Here is a 12,972-nt window from a genome sequence, read left to right on the forward strand (position 1 = left end):
CAGACTCTTCTCCAGAGGTTAACGATTCGTTGACGGTGCCACGCAAGGCTGCGTGAAACGCCGCGTCCTGCCCTTGCGCCCCGGCGCAGGACGCGTGCATGGCGAGTGGAGGTCAGGATGTATCAGCTTGTACCCGCTGTGGACTGTCTGGCCGATCCCGGATTGGTCTTGATCGCGCAAAAGGAGAAAAAACCTTTGCCGGATGGCCCCTTTATGGGTCATTCTGGCAGCGGGGAAAGTTCTTGCGAGCCAGGACACGGGGTGCAGATCGCTGAGCAGGATAAGGGGGCGGCGGTGGCGCTGCTATCCGGTCCGTTGCGTTTGTTTGCTGCGGATGGGGCAGAGGTCACGCCAAAAGGGCAACTCCGCAAGGCGTTGCTCGCCGTCCTTCTCATGTCCGAAGGGCAGACACGCGCCCGCGCCGCGTTGCAAGAGATGTTCTGGGGCAATACCGACCGGGATCGCGCCGCAGGCAGCCTGCGCACCGCTCTGACCCATCTGCGGCAAGAGCTGGCCCCGCTGGGCGAAGGCGTGCTTCTGGCCGACAGCAACAGGGTCTGGCTTGCCCCCGGGGCGATCCGGGTGGATTGGGGCCCCGATGGTGGGGCGCAACTGCTCGAGGGGCTGGACCTGCGACTGGGCGGGGCGGAAAGCTTTGAGGAATGGCTGCGTGCCGCCCGCGCGGCGCGGCCTGCGCCTGAAACCTGTTTTGCGGTTCCCGCCAGCTCTGCGCCCATGGGGCAATCGGGCGGCAACAGGCGGGCGCGGATCGGGCTGGGGCTTCTGGCCTGCCGAGTCCCACGCAATGCGCCCGACGCGGACCTCCGCGCCAATCTGCTGCTGGACCGGATCGCTGCAGTTCTGGTCGATCTGGTGCAGGCCGAATTGTTCGACTGGCGTGATCGCCCTGTCACCTCTGCGCCGCCGGTCTTTTCGTCGGGCGGTCCCTGCCTGATGCTGCAGATGGTAATTTCTCCGGGTGGCGCGGGGTTTGGTCTGCGCTTGCTGGAATGTGGCAGCAGCCGGTTGTTGTGGACGGCAGAACCGGTGCGGCTGCCCCCGCCCGCCCGAGATGACGGCATCCTTCAGGAGGAAATGGATTTCGTGGGCCGGATGGTCGAACGTCTGATCCCGGCCTGCACCGAACGGATGGACCGCGAAGACCTGCAGATGACGCTGCCCTATCAGGCGCTTGTGTCCATGTTCCGGCTGGACCCGTCAGCGCTGGACGCGGTGGAGGGGCGGCTGAAAGAGGCGTGGCGCGACCGGCAGGAAGCGGTGCATCTGTCCCTGCTGAATTATCTCAGCACGATCCGCGCAGCGGAACATATCGGGCGGGTGTCGCGCGACATGCAGGAGCAACTGGGCGAGGCCGTGCGGCGCAACGAGGCCGAGGGCGGGTTCGGCGCGATCGGGTTGGCCGCCAATGGTTATGCGCTGCTGTTTCACGCGGGCGAACGCAATCTGGCGGGGGAATTGCTGACCCGCGCCGTGCAGATCAGCCCCAGTCAGGCCTTTTGCTGGGACCATCTGGCGCTGTTCCGTTTTGCGACCGGGCAATTGTCCGGGGCGCAACGGGCCTCGGACCGGGCGTTGGCGCTTGGGGGGGCAAGCCCCTTGCGCTACACCTATGACACCACGGCCTGCATGATCGCCTTGGCGCAGGGCGATTATCAGGCTGCGATCCGGCATGGCAACCGTGCTTTGGTGCGCATGCCGCGCTTCAGCCCTGCCCTGCGCTATACGGCATCTGCCATGGGGCATCTGGGTCTGTTGCAAGAGGCGCGGGCGCTGGTGCGGCAATTGCGCAGCATTGCTCCGCGCCACATCCCGCCCGTTGATCCCCATGCGCCCAAGCTGCGGCCTGCCGGGCTGGATGAACGGCTGGACGAAGGGTTGCGTCGCGCGGGTTATTCCTGAGTTTTTCTTTCAGTGCAGTTTTACGATTTCTGACGGTTCATTTTAGCAGGAGGTTTCGGAATGTTGGGTGACGGCTATTCAGGCAGGGCAATCCTGCAGGGCAATGCCCTTTGGGTGAGAGATGAAGAAATCCGGCTGGGCGAAGCGGTGCCGGGCCCGGTTGCCAAGGCGGAGCCGGCACCGGAAATGCGCACGATGGCCCTTGCCATGACAGCGGCCCCCGCGGCGGGTTCTGGCGGTACAGTGGCGGGCGGGCGGCTGAACCGGGGCAATCGGGGGAACAGGGGCAACCGTGGAAATCGCGGCAACCGCGGGAACAGGGGCAATCGCGGGAACCGTGGAAACAGGGGCAATCGTGGCAATCGCGGGATGGAGGGCGACGCCATCATCTTTGATGCGCCGGCATTGCTGGCCCCCTGGAAGGAAAGCGAATTACTGCACAGCCCGGCCGAACGGGCGATCTGGACAGCGATCCCGTTGCCGCTGCCGCCCGGACCGGCGGAAACCGCAGCCGAGATTGCATTACTGCGCCAACGTCTGACCCTGTTGCAAGGCGCTGCCGAGGCCAATCGCCGCGTCGAAATGGTCAAGGAAATGGAGCTGGAACTTTCCGGCTATCTGGTGCCGCTTGGGGTGACCTCGGGCAGCGATGTGCCCGCGACCGAGGAGCTGATGGCGATTGTCGCGCGGCTTGGCGAAGAAATCGGCCTGGTCTACAAGGCCCGCTTCGATCGTCCCCGCCCGCATCAGGTGGACCCGTTCCTGCAGCCCTTTCTACCGGTGCCGGGTCATGCGGCCTATCCGTCGAACCATGCGTTCCAAAGCTGGCTGATCGCGCATGTCATGGCGCGGGTCGTTCCTGAACATCCGGGCATTCCGGCCCTGTTCCGGTCCTGCCGCCGCATCGGGGAAAACCGCGAATGGGCCGGGGTGCATTACCCAAGCGACAGCGCGGCGGGCCGCTTTCTGGCGCGGCGGATATTGCCGGTGGTGGAGCGCGTGCTGAAAGAGCGGATGCTCGACGCCCGCGCCGAGTGGATTTGACAGGGGAGGGACGCGTCATGACCCATACGATACCGACCGGAACCGGCATCTACCCTGAATATCCGGCGCTTTGGCATCTGGTCCAATCCGGGGTGGTCAGCGATCTGACCAGCTTTGCCAGCCCCGCATGGGACGAAGCCGCACAGGCGGCTACCCCCCGGGTGGTTGCGCTGATCGACACGGCCGTCGCCTGGGATCACCCCAATCTGCGCGGTGCGATCGATCAGGCCCTGATGCGCGATTTCTCGGTCGTGGATGAAGGGGCCTTCGTGCTGGCCGATACAGCCCTGTCTGCCGATGATCTGGCCCGGCGTCAGGCCGTGCTGGCGGCGATGCAGCCCGGCGTGCCGGGGGCTGATACCCTGCTGGATGCGATGCGCGCGACAGCCGGGCAACATGATCCGGCATTGGTGGCGGCGGATCCGGTCTTTGGGGCGCATGGCACGGCCATGGCAGGTCTGATCGGCGGTCGGCCCGTGGCGGGTGCGCTGCTGCGTCGCCCTGACCGGCATCTGCCCGATGGCAGCGTGATTGCCGGGGCCGATGATCCCGTCGCCCTGCCCTATGCCGGGGTGCATCCGCTGTGCCGGATCGTGCCCATCGTCACCACTGGCGCGCCCGATCCGGGCATGTGGCGCGCGGCTTTTGCCTATGCTGATCTGATCGGTGCCGATGTGGTGGCCTGTGCATCGATGCTGGATTTCGACGCCTCCGATCCGGGTTGGCAGGCCGCTGATACCACAATCCGTGCTGTGGGGGCGCGGCGGGTGATCCTGGCTGCGGCAGGGAATGATCCAACCGGTCTGGCCTATCCGGCGTCGCTGCGCGGGCAGGATCGGATTCTGGCTGTCGCCGCCACCACGCGGGATGGCGTTGCGGCCCCCTATGCGCCCGGAGGGGCCAGTTTCCATGCGCTGAGCGGCGACTCTCTGTCGCTGGATGCGGCCGTGGTGATCTATGACCCCCACGCCCGGCCCGATCCGGCCGGTGCCGTGTTGCTGCCGGATCAGACGGTGCCGCGCCCGATGCAGCTGGAGGATCTTGTCACCACCGATGTGCCCGGACCGTTTGGCTATAACCCGTCGCCCTTTCCGCATGTGCCGGGCGCAGCCTTGGCGGGTGGAATGGGCGATTGGCATCACGAGATCGGGTCGCTCTATGCGCGCTTCAGTGGCACATCGGCGGCCACGGCGCTGGCGGCGGGGCTGGCAGCTCTGGCCATGGCCAGCACCGGGCCGACGCCCACCCCCGTGGCGGGGGCGGCTCCGATCACGCTGGATGGCATGCGGGGGCTGCTGGCTAGCCTGTAAATCCTTTCGGGCAGGCTTTCGGGCGATGGTTTGCATCGCCAGATGCCTTGCCCGAAGCCTGCCGGTCGTTTAAACCGAACTGGCTGCGGCCCCGTAGCTCAACTGGATAGAGCACCTGACTTCTAATCAGGATGTTGGGCGTTCGAGTCGTCCCGGGGTCGCCAGCATCTCTGCCTCAGACTGGTGACATGGGGGGATTGCAGACCTCGGACAATGCGTCCGGCACTTTCAGCAATGCCTCAAGGCCGCAGTTTCCCTGTGTCAGATCCGCAAGGGTGACCATATCAAGCTCGTGGTAAAAGGCCTCCACTGCGCGGGCGATGTAGCCGCGCAGCCGGCACTCCATCGACAGTGGGCAAGTGTTGCTCGCGCTATCGAAACATTCGGCAAAGGGGTGGCCCGCCTCGAACACCCGAAACACCGCCCCCATCGAAACCTGTTCGGGCGGTCGCGCCAGCCGCAGGCCGCCATGCCGCCCCCGCAGGGTTTCAACAAACCCATGCGCCTGCAGGCCGTTCACCACCTGGAGCAGATGGTTCAGGGACGCATTGCTGACTTCGGCAATCTCGGCGGTGCGCAAGGTCTTGCCTCGGTTCAGGGCGCAGGCCATCAGCACGCGCGCGGCCAGATTGGTCTTTGTGGTAAGGCGCATTGAAGTCCCGAATGCTGTGCAACTTTTCGACAATACGCCATCACCGCCGAAGAAAACTTGATCCAGATCACATGCGTCTTTCGCGGGGCAAGATAAGTCTGATTTGGGAATCAAGTTAAAGGTGCCTCATGGCGCGTGCCAAAGCAGCGACCACTGACCTGCCGACCTTAGGCCAAGCGGGCAGCAAGCTGGCCGCAGGGCTTTCGGTTCTGTCGAGCCTGTTGTGGATCGCGCAAGCCGCCGTGGTGGCGCAGGCTCTGGGCGCACAGCTGGACCACGGGGCGGTCTCCCCGCTCTGGTCGGCTTCCGTGTTTGCGGCCATCGGGATTGCGCGTGCGGTCCTGGGCAATTGGTCAGAGGCATTGGCCCAAGACGCCGCCGATACTGTCATCCGCAGCGCGCGGGACCGGATCGTTCGGGCCGAGGCGCGTCGGACCGATGACAATCCCTTTGGCGGGGCGGGGGCGATTGCGGCGCTTGCCGGAGAAAAACTGGAGATGCTGGGGCCGTTCCTGACCAGGTTCGGGCTTGCCCGGGCACGCGTCATGCTGGTGCCGCCGGTGATCCTGATACTGGCGTTCTGGCAATCCTGGGCGGTTGGGGCGGTCTTGCTGGTTGCGGGGCCGCTGATCCCGATTTTCATGGCGCTGATTGGATTGGCCGCGAAAGAAGCCAGCGCCAAACAGATGGCCGAGATCGGGACGCTGAACGACTTTCTCGTGGAACGTCTGTCGGCATTGGTGGACATCCGGCTTCTGGGGGCGGATGCGGCGGTGATGGCAGGTTTTGCCACACAGGCAGGCGATCTGCGATCCCGCACCATGGCGGTGCTGCGCGTGGCTTTCCTGTCTTCGACCGTGCTGGAACTGTTTGCGGCGATCGGTGTGGCGATGGTCGCGGTCTATGTCGGCTTTTCACTTCTGGGGGCATTGGAATTCGGCGCATGGGGTGGGCCGCTGTCTCCCGAGGCAGGGATTTTCCTGTTGCTGCTCGCGCCTGAGTTCTTTCAGCCATTGCGCGATCTGGCGGCGGCCTGGCATGACAAGGCCGCCGCCGATGCCGTGCTGGATGAAGTGGCGGCCCATGTGGCCGATGCTGGAACCCCTTTGCTTGGCCGTGGCGCTCCGGCGCAGCCTGTGCCGGGCAGACCTGCGGTCGTACTGAGCGGCTGTCACACGCCCTCGGGCAAGGCCTTGCCGGACATCACAATCCAGCCCGGCGAAAGCTTGGCCATCACGGGGGCCAGTGGTACGGGCAAGACCACTGTGCTGCGCCTGATTGCAGGGTTGATCCGGGCCGAACCGGGTACGGTGCAGGTTGCAGGTCAGGTGCTGGGGGCGGCGAATGCGGATGCCTGGCGCGCGCGCCTGGGGTGGATGCCGCAAACCCCGCATTTCCTGTCAGGCAGCCTGCGGGCGAACCTGACCCTCGGGCGTTCGGGCGATCTGGAGCGCGCCTTGACGGTCGCTGCCGCAATCGACGTGGCACAAGCCCTGCCACGCGGACTGAACACCCGGTTGGGCGAGGTTGGTGATGGGCTTTCAGGGGGAGAGGCCCGCCGGATGACCCTTGCCCGCGCCATCCTTGCCGCGCCCGATCTGATTCTTGCGGATGAGCCGACGGCCGATCTTGATCCGGTCACCGCCGCGCTGGTGACCGAAGGTCTTTTGGCCGAAGCCGCACGGGGGGCGACGCTGGTGATTGCAACGCATGATCCGGCGCTGGTCGCCCGCATGGACCGCGTGATCGATCTGGGAGCCGCCGGATGAAACATCTTTGGCCAATACTGAAGATCATCTGGCGCGGCGAACGCAGTGCGCTGATGCGGGGGGCCGCGCTTATGGGCGTTGTGCTGGCCATGGGTGCGGCTTTGCTGGGCCTGTCGGGCTGGTTCATCACGGCATCGGCTGCCGCCGGATTGGCCGGTATGGGGGCCACATTTGATGTCTTTCGCCCCTCGGCTCTGGTGCGCTTTCTTGCCCTTGGCCGGGCGGCGGCACGCTATGGGGAACGGCTTTTGACCCATGACGCCACCCTTCGTGCGCTTGAGGGTTTGCGTTTACGGGTGCTTGCGGCCCATCTTGCCGCGCCGATCGACAGGATGCTGCGTATTCGGGGGGCGCAGGCGCTGAACCGGTTGACCGCCGATATCGATGCGCTGGATGGTCTGCCCCTGCGCGTGGCTTTGCCCTTGCTTGCCGGGGTTGGGGTGCTGGGTTTGGCGCTGGCGGTCTTGTGGTTGCTGGCCGGGCCTGTGCTGGCGGTCTGGATTGTCGGCGGATATGGCCTTGGGGCCTTGTGGGTCCTGCAGCATTGGGGGGGGCAGATGCCGCCCCTGTCGCGCCGGGCCGAGATGGCGGCGCAGGCCTTTCGGGTGCGGCTGATTGATCTGATCCGCGCACGGGGTGATCTGGCGGTGTATGGTCGGCTGGACCAGCAGATGCAGGCGGTTCAATCGGCGGAAGATCGGCGTTTCACGCTGCGCGCGGCGCTGCACCGGGCCGAGCGGCGGGCCGGTCTGGCCCTGTCTTTGGTTGCGACGCTGATTGCATCAGGGGCGCTGGCGCTTGGGTTGGGGGCTGCGCAGGCCGGAACCCTCAGCCCGGCCATGGGTGCGATGGCCTTCTTTGTCGCACTCGCTTTGGCCGAAGTGCTGGCCCCGCTGCGCCGCGCTCTATCGGATTTCGGGCGCATGGTCGATGCGGCGCGACGGATCGGACCTAGCCTTGATCGCGACACATCGCTGACCGGTTCCCACCCGGGTGCCGCCGGTTCGCTTGTCGCGCGGAACCTGACGCTGATCCGTCCGGGTGGGAGGGTGTTGGCGGAGTATGTTTCGCTGACCCTGGCTCCGGCTGAGACAGTGGCGCTGACGGGCCCCAGCGGGGCGGGCAAATCCACCCTGCTTCATGCCTTGGCTGGGCTGCGCCAACCGGCAGCAGGCCGGGTTCTTCTGGGGAATGTCGATCTGCAAGCGTGGTCCGAACCTGCGTTGCGTCGCGCGGTGACCTTGCTGCCCCAGCGAAGTGCCCTCATGGCTGGTTCGGTGGCTGAAACACTTGCCCTTGCCGCACCCGCGCCGGAAAGCGAAATGTGGGCGGCTTTGCGCGCCGTTCATCTGGACCGGGTGATCGCTGCGAAAGGCGGGCTTGCCACGCGGCTGGGCCCGCGTGGGACGGGACTGTCCGGGGGCGAGGCGCGTCGGCTGTCGCTGGCCCGCGCGCTGCTGCGCCGCCCGCAGGTCCTGCTGCTGGATGAACCGACCGAAGGTCTGGATGATCCAACCGCCCGCGCCGTTCTGACTGGCATCCGGGCGTTTCTGCCTGACGCCGCATTCCTGATCGCCGCCCATCGCCCGGCAGAAATCGATTTTGCGGATCGGGTCATTGCCCTGAAATAACTTGTGTCACAGATGCGACTTCTTGATCTGGATCAAGGTCACGACGCTGCTTTACCCCGAAGTATTCGATTATTGGAATTCGTGCCGGCCCGGGGCGCCGACCGATAACTGGAGCAAGAAACCATGGAATTCGGGATCGTCGAGCTGTCGCGGCTGCAATTCGCCATGACAGCCATGTACCACTTCCTCTTCGTGCCGTTGACGCTGGGTCTGTCGATCCTCGTCGCGATCATGGAGACTGTCTATGTCATGACCAACCGCCCCATCTGGCGGCAGATGACGAAATTCTGGGGCACGCTGTTCGGGATCAACTTTGTTCTGGGCGTGGCGACCGGCATCACGATGGAGTTCCAGTTCGGGATGAACTGGAGCTACTACAGCCATTATGTCGGCGACATCTTCGGCGCACCGCTGGCCATCGAGGGGCTGATGGCCTTCTTCCTGGAGGCCACGTTTGTCGGCCTGTTCTTCTTCGGTTGGGACAAGCTGTCAAAGGTAGCGCATCTGAGCGTGGCCTGGCTCGTGGCCATCGGGTCGAACTTTTCGGCGCTGTGGATTCTGATTGCGAATGGCTGGATGCAAAATCCGGTCGGCGCAGAATTCAACCCGATGACCATGCGGATGGAGATGACGGATTTCTTTGCCGTTCTGTTCAACGAGGTCGCGCAGGCTAAATTCGTGCATACCGTCTCTGCCGGCTATGTGACGGCGGCGGTTTTCGTCATCGGGGTATCGGCTTGGTATCTGCTGAAGGATCGCCATGTCGAACTGGCCCGCCGGTCGATCACGGTGGCTGCGGCATTCGGCCTTGCTTCGGCGTTTTCGGTCGTGCTGCTGGGGGACGAATCCGGCTATTCGGCCACCCATAGCCAGAAGATGAAGCTCGCCGCGATCGAGGCGATGTGGGAAACCCATCCCGCCCCCGCGCCGTTCAATCTGATCGGCTTTCCGGACCAAGAGGCGCGCGAGACGCATTATGCCATCGAAATCCCCTGGGCGATGGGTCTGATCGGCACCCGGTCGCTGACTACAGAAATCCCGGGGATCAACGATCTGGTCGCGCAGGCAGAAAGCCGGATCCGTTCGGGCCTCATCGCCTATGACGCGCTGATGCATATCCGCGAGATGCGCGAAGCTGCCGATCCGGCAATCTCCGCCGCGTTCGAAGCACATTCCGCCGACCTGGGCTTTGCCTTCCTGCTGAAGAAGTATGTGGATGATCCGCGGCAGGCGACCGAAGCGCAGATCGTTGCCGCATCGAATGATACCGTGCCGCAGGTGGCGCCACTGTTCTGGGCCTTCCGCATCATGGTCGGGTTGGGGTTCGGCTTCATCGCGACCATGGCCTATTTCTTCTGGCGAGCTTCGTTCCGGCAGATGCGCTATCCCCGCTGGGCGCTGCATCTGGCGGTCTGGATGATCCCCGCACCGTGGATCGCGGCTGAAATGGGTTGGTTCGTGGCCGAATTCGGCCGCCAGCCCTGGACGGTGGATGGTGTGCTGCCGACCGCCATGTCGGTCAGCGCCCTGTCAATTACCGAAGTGGCGCTGACTTTGGCCGGGTTCATCACCTTCTACACCATCCTGTTCATCAGCGAGATGGGCCTGATGCTGAAATACATCCGCAAAGGCCCCTTCCAGGACGTCGCCGAAACCGAGGCCTGGGTGCAACGTCACAATGACCGGCTGGCCGGGCGGCGCAATGCCGACGCCATCGCCATGCCGGCGGAGTAACAATCATGATCCTGCATGAACTTCTCAGCTATGAATTCCTCCGTATCGTCTGGTGGCTGCTGCTTGGGGTGCTTCTGATCGGTTTTGCTCTGACCGACGGGTTTGACATGGGTGTTGGCGCGCTGATCCCCTTTGTCGGCAAGACCGATACCGAACGGCGCATCGCGATCAACACCGTCGGCCCGGTCTGGGAAGGCAACCAGGTCTGGTTCATTCTGGGCGGGGGGGCGATCTTTGCTGCATGGCCGCCGCTATATGCGGTCAGCTTCTCTGGCTTCTATCTGGCGATGTTCGTCGTGCTTGCCGCCTTCATCGTGCGACCGGTGGCATTCAAGTATCGGTCGAAGCGGGATGACCCGCGCTGGCGCAATGCCTGGGATTGGGCGCTGTTTGGCAGCGGTGCCGTGCCTGCCCTGCTCTTCGGCGTAGCAGTTGGAAACGTGATCCAGGGCGTGCCCTTCCACTTCACCGACGATCTGCACACGATCTACGAAGGCGCGTGGTACACCAAGTTCATCGGTCTGCTTGACCCCTTCTCGATCCTGGCAGGAGTGGTGTCCCTTTCCATGCTGGTGATGCACGGCGGGGCGTGGCTGTCGCTGAAGACCGAAGGCCCGGTGCAAACCCGCGCCCGCGCCATCGGATCCGTCGCGGCGCTGGTGGCGGTTCTGGCCTATGCTCTGGCCGGGGTCTGGATGGCATTCGGGATCGAAGGGTATCGGATCGTCGGCGATTATGTCACCGGAGGCCCGTCGAACCCGCTGCATTTCGAGGTGGAGCGCACGGCAACCTGGCTGACGGCCTATGCAGATCGTCCGTGGATCGCGCTGGCACCGATGATGGGTATTCTTGGCGGGGTGCTGACCTTTCTGGGGCTGCGGGCGGGGCGCGAAGTTTCCACGCTGCTGTTTTCCAAGATGGCGATCCTTGGGGTGATCTCTTCGGTCGGGTTGACGATGTTCCCGTTCATCATGCCTTCGTCCAGCGATCCGCAATCTTCGCTGACCGTCTGGAACAGTTCCTCCTCGCATCTGACCTTGTTCATCATGCTGGTGGTCACGGTGATCTTCATGCCGCTGATCCTGGCCTATACGGCATGGGTGTATCGCGTGCTGTGGGGCAAGGTGACCGAGGCCGATGTCACCGAAAACTCCCATTCCGTTTACTGAAGGAACTGAAAATCATGTGGTATTTCGCCTGGATTCTTGGCCTTCCGCTGGCTGCCATCTTCGCCGTGATGAACGCGATGTGGCTGGAACTGAAGGAAGACGAAAAGCTTCTGAACCGCGACGGCCCCACACCGGCGCGTCCCGCGCGGGGCTGATAGTCCTGCGTCCCTGTCGGCAAGGTGGCTGCGTTTCGCCGCCTTGCCGATCCCTTCCCGCTGATCCAGATCGGACCTGAAAAATGACTGTCGCCGAAACCCGACCGGCAGCCCTGTCGCGGCTGGCCCATTACCCTGTCACGTTCTTCGCCATCGGCATGGGGATGATGGGGCTGACGCTTGCCCTCCGGGCAGCGGAACATGCTTTCACCCTGAGCGATCGGGCCTCGACCGCTGCCCTGATCCTGTCTGCGGGGATGCTGCTGGCCGTTGCCATCGGGTATGCGGCCAAGGCGCTGTGGCATCCCGCCGAAATCCGCGCCGAATGGAACCACCCGGTGCGCATAGCCTTTTTCCCGGCGATATCCATTTCCCTGCTGCTGCTTGCGACGGCACTGCTGGAACCTTTGCCACGGGTCGCGCATCTGATCTGGCTGTTCGGCACCGTGTTGCAAGGCGTGCTTGCGCTGTCGGTCATCAGCGCGTGGATCGGCCATCGCGCCTTTCAGGCCGGTCAACTGACACCCGCATGGTTCATCCCAGCTGTCGGAAACGTGGTGGTGCCGCTTGCCGGTGCGCGGCTGGGTTATGGTGAATTGTCCTGGCTGTTCCTGTCCGGTGGGCTGATTTTATGGGTCGTGCTGCTGACCCTGGTGATGAACCGGCTGATGTTTCACGATCCGCTGCCCGGCAAGATGGTGCCCACGCTGATGATCCTTGTGGCGCCGCCCGCCGTCGCCTTTACGGCATGGTTGCGGCTGAGCGGTGAGGTCGGTGCCTTTGGCCATTTCCTGCTGTCGGTCGCCTATGTCTTCGCGCTGATCGTGGCCACGCAGGTGAACCGGTTCCGCCGCATCCCTTTTGCCCTGTCGTGGTGGGCGCTGTCATTTCCCCTGGCCGCCCTGACCATCGCCAGCTTCGGCTATGCCGGGGCGGCGGGATCGGCGGCACATCGCCTGATCGGTGCGGGCCTTCTTGCCCTGCTGGTGGCTGTCGTGGCGGGGCTGATCCTGCGCACGGCACTGGCAATACGGGCAGGCGCGATCTGCCTGCCTGAATGATCCCAACCTGAACATCGGAGACCACCATGCGTGAGAAAATTCTGTCTGCCCTCGCCTTTGGCCTGTGCCTTGGCACTGCAGCCCAGGCTGAGGGGCCCAACAAGCTTGTCACCATCCTGACGGCACCCGAACCGCAGACCCAGTTGATGGCGATGGTTCTGACCATGAACGCCATGGCTGCAGGTGCCAAAGCCGAGATGTTGCTCTGCGGTCCGGCGGGTGACATCGCGTTGAAGGAGGCCCCGGCCAGTGCAACCACCGGCCAGCCGCCCAAGGATGCAAGCCCGCAGGGTCTGATGAAGATGATGATGCAAAAGAACGGTCTGAAGGTGCAGGTCTGTGCCATCTACCTGCCGGGCAAGAAGGCCGATCCGTCGATCCTGCTGGAAGGGGTGACCGCCGCCGCACCCGATGCCATGGGGGCCGCAATCGTCGCACCGGGCACCAGCCTGCTCAGCTTCTGATCGCGTAGCGCGGCCTTTGTCGAGCGGGTCGTTTGGCGAAGGCCACCCCAAGAAGTCAGCCGC

General features: G+C 64.2%; 11 protein-coding genes and 1 tRNA gene. 11 read left to right on the top strand and 1 reads right to left on the bottom strand.

What is annotated here, in order from left to right:
* Positions 1-393 precede the first annotated feature (393 nt).
* The 4 genes from V6590_RS06915 to V6590_RS06930 all read left to right on the top strand — a co-directional run bounded on the left by V6590_RS06915 (position 394) and on the right by V6590_RS06930 (position 4,438).
* A complete protein-coding gene (locus tag V6590_RS06915; RefSeq protein ID WP_335421264.1) occupies positions 394-1,920 on the top strand; it encodes a tetratricopeptide repeat protein in 1,527 nt (508 codons plus the stop codon).
* A 60-nt stretch (positions 1,921-1,980) separates the two neighbouring features.
* The gene (locus tag V6590_RS06920; RefSeq protein WP_335421267.1) at positions 1,981-2,964 is read left to right on the top strand and encodes a phosphatase PAP2 family protein; all 984 of its coding nucleotides are present in this window, start codon (positions 1,981-1,983) and stop codon (positions 2,962-2,964) included.
* 17 nt (positions 2,965-2,981) lie between these two features.
* Positions 2,982-4,274 carry a S8 family serine peptidase gene (locus tag V6590_RS06925; RefSeq protein ID WP_335421269.1) on the top strand — a complete coding sequence of 431 codons (1,293 nt, stop codon included), beginning with the start codon at positions 2,982-2,984 and terminating at the stop codon, positions 4,272-4,274.
* 87 nt (positions 4,275-4,361) lie between these two features.
* Positions 4,362-4,438: transfer RNA gene (locus V6590_RS06930), tRNA-Arg, on the top strand.
* 11 nt (positions 4,439-4,449) lie between these two features.
* Here V6590_RS06930 and V6590_RS06935 read toward each other — a convergent pair.
* On the bottom strand, positions 4,450-4,926 hold the full coding sequence (locus tag V6590_RS06935; protein ID WP_335421271.1) for an RrF2 family transcriptional regulator: 477 nt from the start codon (positions 4,924-4,926) through the stop codon (positions 4,450-4,452).
* Between the two features lie 128 nt (positions 4,927-5,054).
* Here V6590_RS06935 and cydD point away from each other — a divergent pair, with 128 nt between their 5' ends.
* The 7 genes from cydD (at position 5,055) to V6590_RS06970 (ending at position 12,909) form a co-directional block, all read left to right on the top strand.
* Positions 5,055-6,695: a thiol reductant ABC exporter subunit CydD gene (gene cydD, locus V6590_RS06940; RefSeq protein WP_335421273.1), complete on the top strand. Its 1,641-nt coding sequence runs from the start codon at positions 5,055-5,057 to the stop codon at positions 6,693-6,695.
* Positions 6,692-8,326, top strand: a complete 1,635-nt coding sequence (locus V6590_RS06945; protein ID WP_335421274.1) for an amino acid ABC transporter ATP-binding/permease protein — start codon at positions 6,692-6,694, stop codon at positions 8,324-8,326. Before cydD ends, V6590_RS06945 begins: the two co-directional genes overlap by 4 nt.
* 123 nt (positions 8,327-8,449) lie before the next feature.
* Positions 8,450-10,060, top strand: a complete 1,611-nt coding sequence (locus V6590_RS06950; protein ID WP_335421276.1) for a cytochrome ubiquinol oxidase subunit I — start codon at positions 8,450-8,452, stop codon at positions 10,058-10,060.
* A 5-nt stretch (positions 10,061-10,065) separates the two neighbouring features.
* Positions 10,066-11,229 (top strand): cytochrome d ubiquinol oxidase subunit II, encoded by a 1,164-nt coding sequence (cydB, locus tag V6590_RS06955; RefSeq protein WP_335421279.1) that lies wholly within the window; start codon positions 10,066-10,068, stop codon positions 11,227-11,229.
* A gap of 14 nt (positions 11,230-11,243) precedes the next feature.
* Positions 11,244-11,384: a cytochrome bd-I oxidase subunit CydX gene (gene cydX / locus V6590_RS06960; RefSeq protein WP_335421280.1), complete on the top strand. Its 141-nt coding sequence runs from the start codon at positions 11,244-11,246 to the stop codon at positions 11,382-11,384.
* 83 nt (positions 11,385-11,467) lie between these two features.
* The gene (locus V6590_RS06965) at positions 11,468-12,445 is read left to right on the top strand and encodes an SLAC1 anion channel family protein (RefSeq protein ID WP_335421282.1); all 978 of its coding nucleotides are present in this window, start codon (positions 11,468-11,470) and stop codon (positions 12,443-12,445) included.
* Positions 12,446-12,471: 26 nt separating this feature from the next.
* Positions 12,472-12,909, top strand: coding sequence for a hypothetical protein (locus tag V6590_RS06970; RefSeq protein ID WP_335421284.1), 438 nt, complete (start codon positions 12,472-12,474; stop codon positions 12,907-12,909).
* Positions 12,910-12,972: the final 63 nt, after the last annotated feature.

Origin of the sequence: Gemmobacter denitrificans (genome assembly GCF_036964905.1) — a bacterium.
Lineage (GTDB): Bacteria > Pseudomonadota > Alphaproteobacteria > Rhodobacterales > Rhodobacteraceae > Gemmobacter > Gemmobacter denitrificans.

Bases quoted from the DNA above. Each gene is read 5' to 3' on its own strand.
- V6590_RS06915 (WP_335421264.1), top strand. From the start codon at position 394: ATGTCCGAAGGGCAGACACGCGCCCGCGCCGCGTTGCAAGAGATGTTC.
- V6590_RS06950 (WP_335421276.1), top strand. From the start codon at position 8,450: ATGGAATTCGGGATCGTCGAGCTGTCGCGGCTGCAATTCGCCATGACA.
- V6590_RS06920 (WP_335421267.1), top strand. From the start codon at position 1,981: ATGTTGGGTGACGGCTATTCAGGCAGGGCAATCCTGCAGGGCAATGCC.
- V6590_RS06925 (WP_335421269.1), top strand. From the start codon at position 2,982: ATGACCCATACGATACCGACCGGAACCGGCATCTACCCTGAATATCCG.
- V6590_RS06935 (WP_335421271.1), bottom strand. From the start codon at position 4,926: ATGCGCCTTACCACAAAGACCAATCTGGCCGCGCGCGTGCTGATGGCC.
- V6590_RS06970 (WP_335421284.1), top strand. From the start codon at position 12,472: ATGCGTGAGAAAATTCTGTCTGCCCTCGCCTTTGGCCTGTGCCTTGGC.
- cydB (WP_335421279.1), top strand. From the start codon at position 10,066: ATGATCCTGCATGAACTTCTCAGCTATGAATTCCTCCGTATCGTCTGG.
- V6590_RS06945 (WP_335421274.1), top strand. From the start codon at position 6,692: ATGAAACATCTTTGGCCAATACTGAAGATCATCTGGCGCGGCGAACGC.
- cydD (WP_335421273.1), top strand. From the start codon at position 5,055: ATGGCGCGTGCCAAAGCAGCGACCACTGACCTGCCGACCTTAGGCCAA.
- cydX (WP_335421280.1), top strand. From the start codon at position 11,244: ATGTGGTATTTCGCCTGGATTCTTGGCCTTCCGCTGGCTGCCATCTTC.
- V6590_RS06965 (WP_335421282.1), top strand. From the start codon at position 11,468: ATGACTGTCGCCGAAACCCGACCGGCAGCCCTGTCGCGGCTGGCCCAT.